We start from the raw sequence: 17001 nt of genomic DNA, 5'->3' as shown, positions 1-17001 counted from the left end.
CCTCCGGGGAGGCTTCGTTGTTCACGGCCCGAACGCGGACCAGCCCGGCCGGTTCAGCAGGCCCTGACAGCGAGTCCGCTCCGGCAACGCGCCATGGCGTCCACCACCAGCGGTGCGAAGCTCTCCGACAGCAGCCCGATCGTCTGCAACATGGGGATGTCGCCGTCCTCGGGCGCCGTCTCGAGCAGTGCCAGCCCGGTGGTCACCGCGCAGCGATCGGTGCCCCGCCGGATGAGCCACCGGCCGGTCGCACGGGCCCGTTCGGCATCGACGCGCTGTCCCGCGGCGACCACATGCTCGTTCCGGAACAGCGGCACGAACACCTGGTGACACGCGTCGGCCAGCTCGGCGGGCGCGCGGCCGGGGTCCGGATGTTCGCCGTCAGTGAACCGTGGCACGGGTCGGAACAAACCGGTACCCGACTGGGTTGAGTGAGCAAAGCTCAACTTTGGAAGGGTCGATATGACTACAGCTCAGAACCTGCCGGTGCTGTTCCTCACCGATCCGATCGTGCTGCCGGGCATGGTCGTGCCCATCGAATTGGACGAATCCGCGCAGGCCGCCATCGACGCCGCGCAGGCCGGGAAGACCGGCGCTGTGCTCGTCGCGCCCCGCCTCGACGAGGGGTACGCGTCCTACGGCGTCGTGGCCACGATCGAGCAGGTCGGACGGATGCGCGGCGGCGCGCCCGCCGCCGTGCTCAAGGCCGAGCGCAGGGCGCGGATCGGGCACGGCGTGACCGGGCCGGGCGCCGCCCTGTGGGTGGAGGCCGAACTCGTCGAGGAGCCCGCTCCCGACGCGCGCACCACCGAGCTCGCCGCCGAATACAAGAAGCTGGTCGTCGCGGTGCTCCAGCGGCGCGAGGCGTGGCAGATCATCGACATCGTCAATCAGCTCGACAAGCCCGAAGCCATCGCCGACACGGCGGGCTACGCCCCGTACCTGACCAACGACCAGAAGCGCGAACTACTCGAGACCCCCGAGGTCGCCGCTCGCCTGACCAAGCAGATCGAGTGGATCAAGGACCACATCGCCGAGGTCGAGGTCACCGACAAGATCTCCGAGGACGTCCGCGAGGGCATGGAGAAGAGCCAGCGCGAGTTCCTGCTCCGCCAGCAGCTCAACGCCATCCGCAAGGAGCTCGGCGAGGACGAACCCGACGGCGCCGACGACTACCGCACCCGCGTGGAGAACGCCGACCTGCCCGAGAACGTGCGCGCCGAGGCGCTGCGCGAGGTCGGCAGGCTCGAGCGGGCCAGCGATCAGAGCCCGGAATCGGGCTGGATCCGCACCTGGCTCGACACCGTCCTGGACCTGCCGTGGACGGTGAAAACCGAGGACAGCACCGATGTCTCGGCCGCGCGCGCCGTGCTCGACGCCGATCACCACGGTCTGGACGAGGTGAAGGACCGCATGGTCGAGTACCTGGCCGTGCGTGCGCGCCGGGCCGCGCGTGGTCTGGAGGTCGTCGGCGGACGTGGCTCGGGTGCCGTGCTCGTGCTGGTCGGTCCGCCCGGTGTCGGCAAGACCTCGCTGGGTGAGTCGGTCGCGAAGGCGCTGGGCCGCAAGTTCGTTCGCGTCGCCCTGGGCGGCGTGCGCGACGAGGCCGAGATCCGTGGCCACCGGCGCACCTACGTGGGCGCGCTGCCCGGCCGGATCGTGCGTGCGGTGAAGGAGGCGGGGTCGATGAATCCCGTCGTCCTGCTGGACGAGATCGACAAGGTCGGCTCCGACTTCCGCGGCGACCCGGCGGCGGCGCTGCTCGAGGTCCTCGACCCCGCGCAGAACCACACCTTCCGCGATCACTATCTCGACCTGGACCTCGACCTGTCGAACGTCCTGTTCATCGCGACCGCCAACGTCATGGACACCATTCCCGGCCCCCTGCTGGACCGCATGGAGCTCATCACCGTCGACGGCTACACCGAGGCCGACAAGGTGGCCATCGCCCGCGACTTCCTGGTGCCCCGGCAGCTGGAACGCAACGCGCTGACCGCCGAGGAGGTCTCGATCACCGACGCGGCGCTGCGCGAGATCGCGGCGAACTACACCAGGGAAGCCGGTGTGCGCCAGATGGAGCGGCTGGTGGCGAAGGCCCTGCGCAAGGCGGCGACCCGCCTGGTCACCGGCGATGCCGCCGACGAGAACACCCTGGTCGACAAGGGCGCGCTGGGCGAGGGCGCCGTGCTCGGGTACGACCCGGGGCTCGGCTACGACAACGTCATCGATATCGAGTCCGGTCCGCAGCCGGCCGGTCAGCTGACGAGTCTCGTGGTCGACGTCGAGAACCTGACCGACTACCTCGGCCGTCCCCGCTTCACCCCGGACTCGGTGGAACGCACCGCCGTCCCCGGCGTGGCGACGGGCCTGGCGGTCACCGGCGCCGGCGGCGATGTGCTCTACATCGAGGCCAACGCCGCCGAGGGTGAGCGCGCCCTGACCCTGACCGGTCAGCTGGGCGATGTCATGAAGGAATCGGCGCAGATCGCGCTGACCTACGTGCGCTCGCACCTCGAGGAGATCGGCATCGAGCCGAAGGTCCTGGACCGCAACATCCACATCCACTTCCCGGCGGGTGCGGTGCCCAAGGACGGACCGTCGGCGGGCGTCACCATGGTGACTGCCCTGGTGTCGCTGGCGCTGGGCCGTCAGGTGCGCGGTGATGTCGGCATGACCGGCGAGGTCACGCTGAACGGGCGCGTGCTGCCGATCGGTGGCGTGAAGCAGAAGCTGCTCGCCGCCCAGCGCGCCGGGCTGAAGACCGTCTTCATCCCGGCCCGCAACGAACCGGACCTCGACGAGGTCCCGGCCGAGGTGCTGGCCGCCCTGGATGTCCGCCCCGTCGCCGACGTGGCCGAGATCCTGGCCTACGCCATCGAGCCGATCGCCGAACCGGCCGCCGACGGCAGCTTCGCCGTCAGCGCCTGACCCACCACCGAACGGGCCGCGCACAACACTGTGCGCGGCCCGTTCGGTGTCTAGCGCAAGCCCAGTTTCCGCATCAACGCCCGGTCCAGGTCCCTCGACTCGCTGCCCGCCGGCGACCCCTTGAACTCGCCGAGCCGTTCGGGGCGATGGTGAAGACGCGTTGTTCGTGGCCGCACAGCGGTCTCATCGGCTGACGGTCGGTGGCAGCGCGGGTGCCTGTTCGGGCGCCGGGGTGACGATGGCCAGTTGGTCGGTGACGTAGCTGTCCTGGTCGTCGGTGTCGTCGTCCTCGTCGTCGAACTCGGTGTCCTCGTCGGCGCCCGCCTCCGCGACCCGCTCGAGGTCCTTCTCGACCCGTCGCGTCGTGCCCTGGGCCACGGCGCACAGGATCGGCTCCTCGCCCTCGGTCTCGGCGTAGACGTCGCAGTGGGTGACCGCCTGACGGCGGGTGGCGCCGAGCACGGTGGCGTGCACCCGCAGCCGCTCGCCGAGGGCGGGACGCAGGTAGGTGATGGTGAAGCCGCCGGTCAGCACGTTGGGACCCAGAACGGTGCCCGCGGCGAAGGTGAGCGCGTTGTCGGCTGCGTAGGCCAGCACGCCACCGTGCACGAATCCGAACTGCTGACCGTGCTCGGGCTGGATCTCGATCACCAGTGTGGCCGCACCGTCCCCGAATTCCGTGAGTTCGGTGCCGACGAGTCGGGCGAACGGTTGCGCGGCGAGTACCTGGCGGGCCAGGTCGAGGTCGAGGGTGGTGGCTTCGGTCGGCATCGGGTGTTCCGTTCTTCGAGCTCGGTCGTGACATCGGTTGGCGCGCTACGGATATTGCCATCCTGGGGCGGTGACGAGTACGCCAGTGCCGCACCGCGAGCTGCCCGGTTGCGCCGTTTTGTCGGTACCGTGCGGTAATACTTCACCCGTGCCCCAGTGGCTGCTGCATGTCGATCTCGACCAGTTCCAGGCGGCGGTGGAATTCCGGCGTCGTCCTGAGCTGCGCGGACTGCCGGTCATCGTGGGCGGCGAGGGCGATCCGGCGCAGCCGCGCAAGGTCGTCACCTGCGCGTCCTATCCGGCCAGGGCCTTCGGCGTGCGCGCGGGGATGCCGTTGAAGATGGCGCAGCGCAAGTGCCCGGAGGGCGTGTTCCTGCCGGTCGACATGGCCGCCTACGAGGTGGCCTCCGACGAGATCATGGCGACGCTCGGCCGGGTCGCCGGGGCTGTCGAGGTGTGGGGCATGGACGAGGCGTTCGTGGCCACCGACGGTGACCCGTGGCGGCTGGCCGCCGAGATCCGCCGTGCCGTCACCGAGCTGGGTCTGACCTGCTCGGTCGGCATCGGCGACAACAAGCTCACCGCGAAACTGGCCACCGGTTTCGCCAAGTCGACCGGCAAGACCTCCGCCGAGCCCGAGCACGACCCGGGCGCGGCGGCCGGGGTGTTCGAACTGACCGCGGCGAACTGGGCCGAGCTGATGGGCCACCGCCCCACCGACGCGCTATGGGGTGTCGGGGCCCGGATCGCCAAGCGGATGGCCGAGCTGGACATCGTCACCGTCGCCGATCTGATGGCCGCCGACCGGCAGCGCCTGGCCGCCGAGTTCGGCCCGAACACCGGCCCCTACCTGTGGGTCCTCGGTCACGGCAAGGGCGACACCGAACTCTCGACCACCCCGCGGATACCGGTGGGCCGCAGCAAGTCCGAGACCTTCCCGCACGATCTGACCGACCCGGACGAGATCCGCCGCGAAGTCGCGCGCCTGGCCACCGAGGTCGCCGAGGAGATGATCGAGCACCAGCGCATCAGCACCCGGGTCGCGGTCACGGTCCGCACGAAAACCTTCTACACCCGCAGCAAGCAGCGCAAACTCCCCCAACCGACCGCCGATGTCGCCACCATCGTCGACACCGCCCTGGCCATCATCGACCGCTTCGAACTCGACCGCCCCATCCGCCTCCTCGGCGTCCGCCTCGAACTCCTCCCGCCCGACGCGCCGGGCGGTTGAGCACCTCGGCGGGGTCTGCCGGTGCGCTGGTTCGCCTCGTATGCTCGGACCCATGGATTACTCCGCGATGGTGGCCCGTGAATCCGACGGTGGGATCGTGCTCGCTCGTGAGCAGGTCGGGGAGGATTTCCTCGGCGAGGGCGAGGTGACGATCAAGGTTCATTACTCGAGCGCCAACTACAAGGATCTCCTGGCGATCACGCCGCGCGGCGGCGTGGTGCGCAACTATCCGATCGTGCCCGGCATCGACCTCACCGGTGAGGTGGTCGCGTCCGAGACCGACGACTTCGCCCCCGGCGATCAGGTGATCGCGCACGGCTACGAGCTCGGTGTCTCGCGCAACGGTGGTTTCGCCGAGTACGCGCGGGTGCCCGCCGAATGGGTGGTCCGCCTGGACGGCCTGGACACCAGGGACGCCGCCACGATCGGCACGGCAGGCTTCACCGCGGCGATGAGCGTGCAGGCCCTGCTCGACAACGGTCTCACCCCCGACGACGGCGCGGTCCTGGTCACCGGAGCGACCGGCGGCGTCGGCACCGTCGCCATCGACATCCTCTCCGGCCTCGGCTTCGAGGTCATCGCCTCCACCGGCAAGACCGACGCGAGCGACCTGCTGGCCGAGCTGGGCGCCAACGAGGTTATCGGCCGCCTCCCGCTGGACCCGGACGCCAAGCCGCGCCCGCTCAACAAGGCGGTCTGGGCTTCGGCGGTCGACAGCGTCGGTGGCCCTTCCCTGGCCCACGTCCTGAGCGCCATCGGTTACGGCGGCGCCGTCGCGGCCAGCGGCCTCACCGGCGGCGCCGAACTGCCCGCCACCGTGCTGCCGTTCATCCTGCGCGGTGTCAGCCTGCTCGGCATCGACTCGGTGTTCCTGCCGATCGAGAAGCGTCGTGCGCTGTGGACCGCACTGGGCAAAGAGCTGCGCCCGCAGCACCTCTCGACGATCGAGTCGTTCGCCCCGATCACCGAGGTGGACCGAGTGCTGCGATCGATCAAGGACGGCACCCATTCCGGTCGCACGGTGATCGGGGTGGCGGGCGAGTTCTGAGCGGACCGGAGCACACCGTCGGCTGTCGACGGCGTACCGAGCGTCGCGCAGCCCTACTTCGCCGGGAACGATGGAGGGAACAGCTCCTCGACCGGCCTGCGCAGATAGTCGCGCTCGGAGTACGCCGCGCGCATCCGATCGAACAGTCCTTGCGCGCGGCGCGACATCGCGGACAGGTCGATGCCGGGAATCACGCCGTCCCGCAGGGTGATTCGTCCGGCGACCATCGAGAAGTCCGCCGCCCGCGCGGTGCTGTTCATGCACAGGGTGCGGATCGGATCATCGAGGACACCGTCGCGGGGATCGTCGAGGCGGAAGGCGACCAGGTCGGCGGTCGCCCCGGCCGCGAGTCTGCCCAGGTCGGGGCGTCGTAGGGCGTCCGCGCCGCCGAGCGTGGCCGCCGTCAGATACTCGCCGTAGGTCGCGCCGTCGAGCCGACGGGTGAGCAGTTTGGCGATGGTGACGCCGATGTCGATGCCGCGCACCAGATCCGGTGGGAAGGAGTCGGTGCCCAGCGCGATCCGCACGCCCGCCGCGCGGTAGCGGTCGAAGGTGTCCAGCGCCGAGGCGTGCCTGGCCGAGGTGAGCGGGCAGTGCACGATCGTGGCCCCCGACGCGGCCAGGGTGCCGAGATCGTGGTCGGTGTCCGCGTCGACCTGCGGGTGCGCGTCGAGGTAGATGCCGTGGGGGATCAGCAGATTCGGCCCGAGCAGTCCGGTCCGCGCCAGCACTTCCAGCGGCGGTGCGGCGAAGCGTTCCAGGATGAACTCGCGCTCCACCAATCCTTGGAGCGCGTGCAGGCGGACCAGGGCGCCGCTCGCCGAGGCGAGCTCGGCCGTGCGCCGCATCAGCTCCTCGGTGAGCGTCTCGATCCGGCACGGCAGCAGCGTGCCGTGCACGAGATCGGAGCCGCGCTCCGCGGCCCAGTCGAGAAACCTGGCCGCACCATCGAATCCGGCGCGGCCGAGTTCGTCGTTCCAGTAGACGGACCGCGTGCCGTCCGCGTCCACCACGTTGACCCCACCGCGATACGCGGGGCCGAGGTACACCCGCAGCCCGAGCCGTTGCGCCGCCTCGGCCATCGCGACGGCGTCGTCGAACGTCTCGGCCCAGTCGCTGTGTACTTCCGAGGCGATCGGCATCGCCGTCGTCACTCCGTGCAGCAGCAATTGGACGAAGCTGTATTCGCGGATGAACGCCCGCTCCTCGGCGTCGAAGACCGCCCGCCGTCGATGCGTGGCATAGTCCCGTGACCAGTGCAGGCCCAGACCCAGCTCGCGCGACTGCCACGAATCCAGAATCGTGTGGTCGATATCGGCGAGCGCGTCGAGATCGATGAGGCCGGGCAGCAACAGCGCGTTCCCGAGATCGATCACCTCGTCGGCCGGTTCCGCGCCGCGTGGCCCGACGGCCACGATGCGTGAACCCGCCACCACCACTTCGGCATCGGTGAGCAGCACGTGCCCACCCGCCGAGTCCGCCGCACCGGCCTCGGTGCGCTCGGCGGAATACGCCAGCACATGCCGTGCGCGAATACTTCGTCGCACGCTCAGCTCCCTTCCCTGCCGAAACGTCCGGGGATCTCGAACCCCTCGATCGCTGTGTCGACCGAAACCACGGCGCCCCGATGGATGACGGTCCGGGCGGCGGGCCGATCCATCACGGCCGCCGTCGGGCTCACCGCGTCGACCAGGAAGAACTCCGCCGGATCACCGACCGCGACACCGGGATGCGGATCGAGCAGGTCGAGCGGACGCAGACTTCGATCGATCACGCTCGCGCCGCCCCAGGTCGCCACGGCCAGTGCGTGCTCCACGTGCTGATCCGACCCGTACCCGTTGACGAACGCGAGTTGCCACGCGCGGTCGAGCATGTCGCCGTTGCCGTAGGGCGACCAGTAGTCCCGCTGACCGTCCATCCCGACCCCGACCCGCACGCCGGCGGCCGCCAGGTCGAGCAGGGGCAGTGCCCAGCCCTGCGCGCCCGCCGCGTGCGTCAGCGCGATATCGAACTCCGCCAGCTGCGCGATGGCCCCCGGCACGCCGGGCAGGCCACTGGCCAGACACCGCGCGTGCGAGATGGTCACCCGACCGGTCATCCCGAGTGCCCGCACCCGCTCGATGATCAGCGACAACGTGAACAGCCCGAGCTCGCCCGCCTCGTGCAGATGGATGTCGACCCCGGCCTGATGCCTTTCGGCCAACCCGAACACCGCGTCGAGATGCCGTACCGGATCACGGTCGAGTTCGCACGGGTCCATCCCGCCGACCAGGTCGGCGCCGGCCGAGAGCGCCGCGTCCATCAGATCGACGACACCGGGTTCGAGCAGAATGCCGACCTGCGGGAACGCCACGATCTCCACGTCGCAGACGTCGGCGTAGCGTTCCCGCGCCGCGAGTTCACCCTCGAGCTTCGCGAGCCCGGTGTCGGCGTCCACCTGGGCGTGGCTGCGAATCCTGGTGGCGCCGTTGGCGACCGCGACGGCGAGGGTGAACGAGGCCCGCTCGGTCACCGAGCGCTCGGCCGTGCGCCACTGCGCCCGGTCGTTCATGATCCGGCCCCACCGGCCCGGCTCGCCGGTCTGCGCCCGGAACGGCAGCCCGAGGCGACTGGAATCCAGGTGCAGGTGCACGTCGGACAGGGCGGGCAGGAGCAGCCTGCCCGCGCCGTCGACCCGCTCGGCGGCCGTCCTCGTCGTGCCGGTCGCCGCGACCGCGGCGACCACGCCGTCCTCGACGAGCACGTCCACCGGCTCGGTGCCCCACGGGCGCACATCGCTGAGCAGCAGCGAATCCCCCATGGACTCAGTCCTTTCCGAAGCTCGCCAGGTCGACGGTGATCATCCCGTCCGCCCGGGGCTGCCACCGCAGCGCCGGGTCGACGGCGTAGCTGGCGTCCGGGGTGTAGAGGCCGATCAGCAGCGCCTTCGCGTCGTTGAGGGTGAACAGCTCGCGGTAGACGTCGATCCTGGCCTGCCCGGCGACGGTTCGCGTCTTGGCCACCAGCGCCTGGGTTTCCGGCAGCATCGCGTAGTCGTTCCACTGCCCGCCGAACATCGAGGCGATCGGCGCGTCACCGTCCATGGTGGAGGGGGCGTAGGTGTTGAGGTAGATGCCGGTGGCGGCCTTCTTGCTGTAGATCATCTGCGACAGGCTGCTCTGATCGGTGCCCTGCAACGTGATGGTGATGCCGACCTCGGCGAGGTTGGCCTGGATCGACTGGGCGATCTCCGAACTCAGCGGGATGCGCCCGTTGGTCGCGTACTGGAACGGGATCGGCGTCCCGCGGTAGCCCGCCGCGGCCAGCAACTGCTTGGCCTTGGCAGTATCACGCACCGGCGCCGGGTATTTCGGGTCGAATCCGCCGACGTTCTCGGCGACCAGCTGGTTGTCGACCGTCGCCCGGCCCGCCAGCAGGGTCTTCACGATGCCCTCGCGATCGATCGACAGCGCGATCGCCTCGCGGACCCGCTGGTCGGCCAGCGGACCGGCGGTGGCGTTCATGCCGAGGAAGGTGACACCGTTGGAGACCCGCGACTCGATCCGCACGCTCGATGAACCCTCCACGGCCGCCACCTGATTCGGGGCGACCAGCGCGATGTCGAGGCTGCCGGACTGGACACCGTTGAGCCGGGCGTCGGCGTCGGCCACCGTCTTGAAGGTGACCGCCTCCATCGTGGCCTTCTCGCCCCAGTAGTCCGGATTGCGCTTGACCGCGTATTCGACGCCGCGCGTGTAGTGATCGAAGACGAACGGCCCGGACCCGACCGGCGCGGCGGCGAATCCCGCGGACCCCAGCTTCGTGTACACGGACTCGGGCACGATCGAGACGCCGGTGGTGATCGTCGGCCACGCGGAGAACGGGGCGTTGAGGCTGAACACCACGGTGTTGCCGGGCCCGACGGCGGCGGAGGTGAACATCTCCATGTAGGTGGCCGGGTCGCCGGTCGGCGTCGCCTTGATCTGGTTGTAGGTGAACGCGACATCGGAGGCCTTCAGCGGCTCGCCGTTGTGGAATTTCACACCGTCGCGGATGGTGAAGGTCCACTGGGTGAAGTCGGCGTTGTGCTCCCACTTCGTCGCCAGCTTCGGCCCGATCACGCCTTCGCTGTCGAATCGGGCGAGCTGGTCGAAGGTCGCGAAGTAGTAGTTGTAGCCGGCGAGCGACCCGTCACTGATCGGGTCGGGCACGTCGGTCGGCTCGGTGACTGCGCCGACGACCAGCGTTGTCGCCGAAGCGGTGTCGGAACCCGCGGGCGCGCAGGCACTGAGGGTGAAGGTGGCGAAGGCGAGGACGGCGAGCCCTGTCGCCATCCCGCGGGTGATCGGTTTCATCGGTTTCCTTTCGACGGGCGTGCGAGCGGGTGCAGGCAGGCCGCGACATGGTCGGTACGACCCTGTGGTTCGAGTTCCGGTACGCGCGTCGCGCAGTCGGCGGTGGCGAGGGGGCAGCGGGTGCGGAAGGTGCAGCCGCTCGGTGGGTTCGCGGCATCGGGCAGTTCGCCGCGCACCAGCGTCGAGGTGTCGCGGCGGCGTCGATGCGGGTCGGGCACGGGCGCCGAGGCGATCAGGGCCCGCGTGTACGGGTGCGCGGGGCCGGTGAAGACGTCTTCGGTCGCGCCGATCTCGACGAGCTTGCCCAGGTGCATCACCGCGATCCGGTCGGACAGGTGGCGCACCACCGACAGATCGTGGGCGATGAACAGATACGACAGCCCGAGCTGTTCCTGTAGGTCCTGTAGCAGATTGATGACCTGGGCCTGCACCGAGGCGTCCAGCGCGGAGACGGGTTCGTCGAGCACCAGCACCTCGGGCCCCGGGGCGAGCGCCCTGGCGATGCCGAGCCGCTGCCGCTGTCCGCCGGAGAACTCGGCGGGCTTGCGCGCCAGCGCGTCGCGGCCCAGTCCCACCTGATCCAGCAGCTCCACCACACGCTCTCGCCGGTATCCGCCCGCGATGCGCAGCGGCTCGGCGACGATGTCGTGCGCGGTCATGCGCGGATCGAGGGAGGAGTACGGGTCCTGGAACACCAGCTGGACCCGGTTGCGCAGCGCGCGCCGGGCCTGCGGGCGCAGCGTCGCCAGGTCGTGGCCGAGGATCCGGATCGAGCCCGCGCTCGGGGTATTGATCCCGAAAAGGGTGCGGACCAGCGTCGACTTGCCGCCGCCGGATTCGCCGACCAGGCCGAAGGTCTCGCCGCGGCGGACCGCGAAGCTCACGCCGTCGAGGGCGCGGAGCCTGCGTGTGCCGAGGAGCCCGCGCCTGCTGGTGAAGCTCACCTCCAGTCGGTCGACCCGGATGACGTCCTCGGGCTCGTCGATCGTCGTCATGCGGAGAGGTCCTGTTCGATCGGCGCGGACTCGATCGCGGGCGGGCAGGCCACCGCGCGCCCGCCGGCCAGCGGGACGAGAACCGGTGTGGTGGTCGAGCATTCGTCGTTCTTCCCGGCGAACTCGCAGCGCGGGGCGAAGCCGCATCCGGGCGGACGTCGCGTCGGTGACGGGGGCGAACCGGGGATGGCGTAGGCCCTGGCGCCGCCCGACTGTCCGAGCAGGCTGCGTTGCAGCCCCCGGGTGTACGGGTGGGTGGCGTCGTCGAAGATCTGCCACACGGTCCCGGTCTCGACGACCCGGCCCGCGTACATGATCGCCACCCGATCGGCGTACTGCGCGACCAAGCCGAGGTCGTGGGTGATCAGGACCATCGCCGCGCCACTGCGGGCGCGGGCCTGCGCCAGCACCTCCATGAGCTGGGCCTGGATGGTGACGTCGAGGGCCGTGGTCGGCTCGTCGGCGATGAGCACCGCCGGATCGTTGGCCATCGCCATGGCGATCACCGCGCGCTGCCGCATGCCACCGGACCACTGGTGCGGGTAGGCGCGGGCCCGCTCGGCAGGCTGGGGAATGCCCACGGCGGCGAGGAGTTCGACGACGCGCCGAGTGCGTGCCCGGGCGTCGAGCCGCTGGTGCACGGCCAGCGCGCGCCCGATCTGGACGCCGACCCGGCGGACCGGGTTGAGCGTGGTCATCGGGTCCTGGAAAACCATGCCGAGCTCGGCGCCGCGGAGCTTGCGCAGGGTCTCGTCGTCCGCACCGACGAGTTCGGCGCCACGGAAACGCACACTGCCCGAGAAGATCTCCAGCGGTGCGGGCAGCAGGCCGAGCACGGCGAGCATCGTCACCGACTTGCCGGAGCCGGATTCGCCGACGAGACAGAGCACTTCACCCTCGGCCAGCCGCAGGCTCACCGAGTCGACGAGCACCACCCGCTCCCCCGCCGCCGTCTCGTAGCCCACGGTGAGATCGGTGATCTCCAACAGCGCGCTCATGCCGCGACCTCCTTCGCGAGTGCGCCGCGCCGGGCCCGCCGCACCCGGCGCAGCCCCTGCCCCTCGTCGGTGAATCGCCTACTGGCCAGCAGGGTTCCGCCGATCACCAGCAGCAGGGCGACGGCGGGCACGATCGTCAGATACGGGGCTTGGCGCAGATATTTCTGCCCGTCGGTGATCATCAATCCCCAGCTCGGGGTGGGCGGTTGCACGCCGAGACCGAGGTAGTCGAACGAGGAGATCATGATCAGCACGTTGCCGAGATCGGCGGTCGCCAGAATCAGCACCGGCGCGGTGACGTGTCCGACGACGTGCTCGCGCATCACCCAGCCCGAGCGCGCACCGAGCAGCTTCGGCGCGATCACGAAATCGCGGCCGGACAGGCCCAGTGCCACCGAGCGCGCCACTCTGGCGTAGCCGACCCAGAAGGTGACGCCGAGGATCGTGGCCATCAGCACGGTGCTCGGTCCGCGAATGGCCGACACGGCCATGATCACCAGTGTCATCGGGACCGCGAGCTGCACGTCCGCGACGCCCATCAGCACGTTGTCGGTGACGCCGCGGAAGTAGCCCGACACCGTGCCGATCGCCATCCCGATCAGCGCGTTGACCACCACGATCACCAGGACCAGACCGAGCGTGATCCGCCCGGCCAGCGCCAGCCTGCTCGCCAGGTCACGGCCGAGCGAATCGGTGCCGAGCGGGTAGTGCCCGTCGGTGAACGGCCGGGTGAACGCGGACGCGAGGTGCTGCGCGTACGGGTCGTAGCCGGGAAAGAGCGGGTAGAGCAGTGAGAACAGGACGACGGCCAGGATCATCGCGACGCCGGCGATCGTGGCGTGCTGACGGGGGCGGATCACCGGACCCTCGCTCTCGGGTCGATGACGCCGTAGAGGACGTCGATGCCGAAGTTGACGATCACGAAGATCGTCGCGATCACCACCAGCCCGGACTGAACCACCGGAAAGTCCCGGTTGAACACCGCGTCGAGCATGAGCTGACCCAAACCCGGCCAGGCGAAGACGTTCTCGACGATGACCAGACCACCGAGCAAGGTGCCCAGGGTGATTCCGGAGATGGTGAGCACCGGCAGCAGCGCGTTGGGCAGGACATCGCGCAGCAGCACCGACGACCGGCGCTCGCCGCGCGCGTAGGCGGTGCGCACGTAGTCCTGAGAGCTCTCCGCGACCAGCGAGTTGTCCAGCAGCCGCGAATACACGACGAACTGCGCGGTCGCGATGGTCACCGCGGGCATGACGATCGCGAGCGGATCGGCACCGGCCAGGGACGGTAACCAGCCCAGCGTCACCGAGAACACCAGCACCAGCAGCAGCCCGAACAGGAAGTCCGGCACGGCGAGTCGGGCCGCGCCGAGTCCGAGTGCGACCCCGCGCAGCGACCAGCGGCCACTGAGATGGATGACGAGCACGACGGCGAAGGCCAGCGCGAGCCCGATCGCGAAGCCGGTGACGCCCAGTTGCAGGGAGGCGGGCAGACGCTGCAGGACCAGCGACATCGACGAGGTGCCGGTCTGCTGGTAGGAGTCCCCGAAATCACCCGACAGAATTCCGGTCAGGTAGTCGAGGTACTGGGTCAGCGGCGGCTTGTCGAAGCCGAGTTCGTGGTCGAGTGCCGCGATATCGGCCGCACTGGCGGTCTCGGGCAGCAGCGACGCGGCGGGGCTTCCGGTCAGCCTGCCGAGCAGGAATGCCAGTGAGATGACGGCGAAAACGGTGATCACCGCCTGCGCGAAGCGGCGGAGCAGATAGACGGCCAACTCGCATCCTCTCTGTGGCCGATGGTGAATCGGTATACAGAATTGGAGTTGGGTGTATCCCGCTTGTGTTCCGCACGTTTCGGTCCGGTGAATGATGCGGCTGGTCGAAAAGATATATATTTCGTGGTCAGTGGGTGTTTTCGAACCGCTGTCCGACGGCGTATCCGGCTTCGGTGCACCAGCGAACCCTGCGCGACCAGACGAAACAACGGTCGACCGAAGATATATTCGTAGACTTACTCCGTGGCCCGAGACCAACGTCGCCCGGCGGAAGCCGTCGACGACACCTCCCAGACCCGGCGGATCTACGACGAGCTTCGGCGCAACATCATCACCGGGGTATACCGGGAAGGCGAGAAGTTACCGGAGGCCCGCGTCGCCGCCATGCTCGGCACCTCGCGACTGCCGGTGCGCGAGGCGCTGGCGCTGCTCGAATTCGACGGCATCGTCAGCGCGCTGCCCCGGCGCAGCGCGGTCGTGCGCTCCTGGGATCGCGCGGCGGTGGAGGAACTCTTCGACGTGCGGATCGGGCTGGAACCGCTCGGCGCCCGGCTCGCCGCCGCCCGCATCCGGCAGGGTCACGACAGCGCACCGCTGCGAGCCGCGCTACGAGAAGCGCAGGTGGCCACCGACTCTCGTGATCCGCTGCGGATCGCCGAGACCAACGCGAAGCTGCACGGCGCGATCGTCGAACTCTCCGGCAACAGCCTGCTCACCCAGCTGATGCGCACCATTCTGGCCCGGATGGCGTGGCTGTTCTTCCTCACCGCCGACCGCGACACCGAGGAGCAGCGCGACGAACATCGCCACCTCATCGAGGCGATCTCCTCCGGCGATGAACGCCTCGCCGAGTACGCGATGCTCAGCCACACCGAGGCGGGCCGCACGCCGACGCTGGCCATCGTCACCGCGCTGCGCCACGCCGACCCCGCCTGACAGCGGGGTCGGCGCGGTTCGGTCAGGCCGCGGTGACAGGGACCGGGTCCTCGGCGAACTGGGTGCGGTAGAGCTCGGCGTAGCGGCCGTCGGCATTGAGCAGGTCGGCGTGGGTGCCGCGCTCGACGATGCGGCCCTGCTCGAGCACCACGATCTGATCGGCGGAGCGGATCGTGGACAGCCGGTGGGCGATCACCAGCGCGGTCCGGCCGTGCAGCGCCTCGGTGAGCGCTTCCTGCACCGCCGCCTCGGAGGTGGAGTCCAGCGAGGCGGTGGCCTCGTCGAGGATCACCACGCGGGGCTGCTTGAGCAGCAGGCGCGCGATGGTCAGGCGCTGGCGTTCACCACCGGAGAGGCGGTAGCCGCGCTCGCCGACGACGGTGTCGAGGCCGTCGGTGAGCGAGTCGACCAGCTCGCCGAGCCGGGCCCGGCGCAGTGCGTCCCACAGTTCGTCCTCGGTCGCCTCCGGCCGTGCCAGCAGCAGGTTGGCGCGGATCGTGTCGTGGAACAGGTGACCGTCCTGGGTGACCAGGCCGACCGTGCGCTGGATGGACTCGGTGGTCAGCTCGCGCACATCGGTGCCGTTGAGCCGGACCGCGCCGGAGTCGACGTCGTAGAGGCGCGAAACCAGCTGGGCGATGGTGGATTTGCCCGCGCCGGACGAGCCGACCAGGGCGATCAGCTGGCCGGGCTCGGCCCGCAGCGACACCTCGTGCAGCACCTCCACGCCGCCCCGGGTGTCCAGGGTCGCCACGTCCTCGAGCGAGGCCAGCGAGACCTTGTCGGCCGAGGGGTAGCCGAAGGTCACCGCGTCCAGCTCCACCGCGACCGGACCGTCGGCGACCGGGACCGCGCCGGGCGCGTCCTCGATCAGCGGCCGCAGATCCAGCACCTCGAACACGCGCTCGAAACTCACCAGTGCCGACATGATCTCCAGGCGCGCGCTGGCCAGCGCGGTGAGCGGGGTGTAGAGGCGGGTCAGCAGCAGTGACAGGGCGACGACCGAACCCGCGTCCAGACTGCCCTGCAGGGCGTACCAGCCGCCCAGGCCGTAGACCAGTGCCAGGGCCAGCGCGGAGACCAGGGTGAGCGAGGTGACGAAGGTGGTCTGCAGCATGGCGGTGCGCACGCCGATGTCGCGGACCCGGGTGGCGCGCACCGCGAACTCCGCGGACTCCTGCCGCGGCCTGCCGAACAGCTTCACCAGGGTGGCGCCCGGCGCGGAGAAGCGCTCGGTCATCTGGGTGCTCATGGCGGCGTTGAGCTGCGCGGCCTCGCGCTGCATGGCGGCCAGCCGATTGCCCGCCCGGCGCGCGGGGATCACGAAAACCGGCAGCAGCACGAGCGCGAGCAGGGTGATCTGCCAGGAGATGCTGAGCATGACCGCGAGGGTCAGCGCCAGCGTCACCAGGTTGGTGACCACGCCCGACAGAGTGTCGCTGAACGCGCGCTGCGCGCCGATCACATCGCTGTTGAGCCTGCTCACCAGCGCGCCGGTCCTGGTGCGGGTGAAGAACGCGACCGGCATCTTCTGCACGTGATCGAACACGGCGGTGCGCAGGTCCAGGATCAGGCCCTCACCGATCCGGGCGGACAGCCACCGGATGACGATGCCGAGGCCGGCGTCGAGCACCGCCAGGCCCGCGATGGCGAGCGCGAGGATGACGACCGTGCGCGGCGCCGAGCCGCCGACGATGTCGTTGACGACGCGACCGGCCAGCACCGGCGTCGCCACGCCGAGCACCGCGGCGAGCACGCTGAGCAGCAGGAACGCCGAGATCCGCCGCCAGTGCGCCTCGGCGAAACGCAGAATGCGCCGCGCGGTGGACAGGCTGAACGGCCGCTCCTCCTCGGGCGCGTTCATCCGCCGGTACATCTGGCTGTAGGCCACCGATTCGATACTCACTGCCGCACTCCTCTTCGCTCCCCACCCATCGAACTCCTGCCCACCGACACTAAAACCTCAACAAAGGTTGACTGCAA

At 69.8% G+C, this 17001-nt stretch carries 13 protein-coding genes and 1 pseudogene; 4 read left to right on the top strand and 10 right to left on the bottom strand.

All coding sequences use genetic code 11. The features are described 5' to 3' along the window. Positions 1 to 53: 53 nt before the first annotated feature. Positions 54 to 398 (bottom strand): hypothetical protein, encoded by a 345-nt coding sequence (locus tag Q7X29_RS01180; RefSeq protein ID WP_316573064.1) that lies wholly within the window; start codon positions 396 to 398, stop codon positions 54 to 56. A 64-nt stretch (positions 399 to 462) separates the two neighbouring features. Between Q7X29_RS01180 and lon the strand changes: the two genes are divergently transcribed. Next, on the top strand, positions 463 to 2928 hold the full coding sequence (lon, locus tag Q7X29_RS01175; RefSeq protein ID WP_218718360.1) for an endopeptidase La: 2466 nt from the start codon (positions 463 to 465) through the stop codon (positions 2926 to 2928). A 342-nt stretch (positions 2929 to 3270) separates the two neighbouring features. Here lon and Q7X29_RS01170 read toward each other — a convergent pair. Then, a pseudogene (locus Q7X29_RS01170) lies at positions 3271 to 3699 on the bottom strand (PaaI family thioesterase); the annotation flags it as partial. Between the two features lie 148 nt (positions 3700 to 3847). On the opposite strand from Q7X29_RS01170, the gene Q7X29_RS01165 reads away from it, so the two are divergent. Next, positions 3848 to 4930 (top strand): DNA polymerase IV, encoded by a 1083-nt coding sequence (locus Q7X29_RS01165; RefSeq protein WP_218718362.1) that lies wholly within the window; start codon positions 3848 to 3850, stop codon positions 4928 to 4930. 52 nt (positions 4931 to 4982) lie between these two features. Then, a complete protein-coding gene (locus tag Q7X29_RS01160) occupies positions 4983 to 5978 on the top strand; it encodes an oxidoreductase (protein WP_316573063.1) in 996 nt (331 codons plus the stop codon). A gap of 53 nt (positions 5979 to 6031) precedes the next feature. On the opposite strand, the gene Q7X29_RS01155 is transcribed toward Q7X29_RS01160, so the two are convergent. From Q7X29_RS01155 to Q7X29_RS01125, 7 genes are read right to left on the bottom strand one after another with little or no spacing between them, the layout of a single operon-like run. Beyond that, complete coding sequence (locus Q7X29_RS01155) at positions 6032 to 7525, bottom strand: chlorohydrolase family protein (protein WP_316573062.1); 1494 nt, start codon at positions 7523 to 7525, stop codon at positions 6032 to 6034. A 2-nt stretch (positions 7526 to 7527) separates the two neighbouring features. Further along, positions 7528 to 8778, bottom strand: coding sequence for an amidohydrolase family protein (locus Q7X29_RS01150; RefSeq protein ID WP_316573061.1), 1251 nt, complete (start codon positions 8776 to 8778; stop codon positions 7528 to 7530). Between the two features lie 4 nt (positions 8779 to 8782). Continuing rightward, positions 8783 to 10312, bottom strand: a complete 1530-nt coding sequence (locus Q7X29_RS01145; RefSeq protein ID WP_218718365.1) for an ABC transporter substrate-binding protein — start codon at positions 10310 to 10312, stop codon at positions 8783 to 8785. Then, on the bottom strand, positions 10309 to 11307 hold the full coding sequence (locus Q7X29_RS01140; RefSeq protein WP_308248472.1) for an ABC transporter ATP-binding protein: 999 nt from the start codon (positions 11305 to 11307) through the stop codon (positions 10309 to 10311). Before Q7X29_RS01140 ends, Q7X29_RS01145 begins: the two co-directional genes overlap by 4 nt. Then, positions 11304 to 12305: an ABC transporter ATP-binding protein gene (locus tag Q7X29_RS01135; RefSeq protein WP_316573060.1), complete on the bottom strand. Its 1002-nt coding sequence runs from the start codon at positions 12303 to 12305 to the stop codon at positions 11304 to 11306. The genes Q7X29_RS01140 and Q7X29_RS01135 overlap by 4 nt, the downstream gene beginning before the upstream one ends. Next, positions 12302 to 13165 carry an ABC transporter permease gene (locus Q7X29_RS01130; protein WP_316573059.1) on the bottom strand — a complete coding sequence of 288 codons (864 nt, stop codon included), beginning with the start codon at positions 13163 to 13165 and terminating at the stop codon, positions 12302 to 12304. The genes Q7X29_RS01135 and Q7X29_RS01130 overlap by 4 nt, the downstream gene beginning before the upstream one ends. Further along, complete coding sequence (locus Q7X29_RS01125) at positions 13162 to 14082, bottom strand: ABC transporter permease (protein ID WP_316573058.1); 921 nt, start codon at positions 14080 to 14082, stop codon at positions 13162 to 13164. Before Q7X29_RS01125 ends, Q7X29_RS01130 begins: the two co-directional genes overlap by 4 nt. Positions 14083 to 14325: 243 nt before the next feature. On the opposite strand from Q7X29_RS01125, the gene Q7X29_RS01120 reads away from it, so the two are divergent. After that, positions 14326 to 15018 carry a GntR family transcriptional regulator gene (locus Q7X29_RS01120; protein ID WP_218718368.1) on the top strand — a complete coding sequence of 231 codons (693 nt, stop codon included), beginning with the start codon at positions 14326 to 14328 and terminating at the stop codon, positions 15016 to 15018. A 22-nt stretch (positions 15019 to 15040) separates the two neighbouring features. On the opposite strand, the gene Q7X29_RS01115 is transcribed toward Q7X29_RS01120, so the two are convergent. Beyond that, positions 15041 to 16924 carry an ABC transporter ATP-binding protein gene (locus Q7X29_RS01115; protein WP_218718369.1) on the bottom strand — a complete coding sequence of 628 codons (1884 nt, stop codon included), beginning with the start codon at positions 16922 to 16924 and terminating at the stop codon, positions 15041 to 15043. Positions 16925 to 17001 lie beyond the last annotated feature (77 nt).

Source organism: Nocardia canadensis, from assembly GCF_032656385.1.
GTDB classification, from domain to species: Bacteria; Actinomycetota; Actinomycetes; order Mycobacteriales; family Mycobacteriaceae; genus Nocardia; species Nocardia canadensis.
This window is presented reverse-complemented; position numbering and strand designations above follow the sequence as displayed.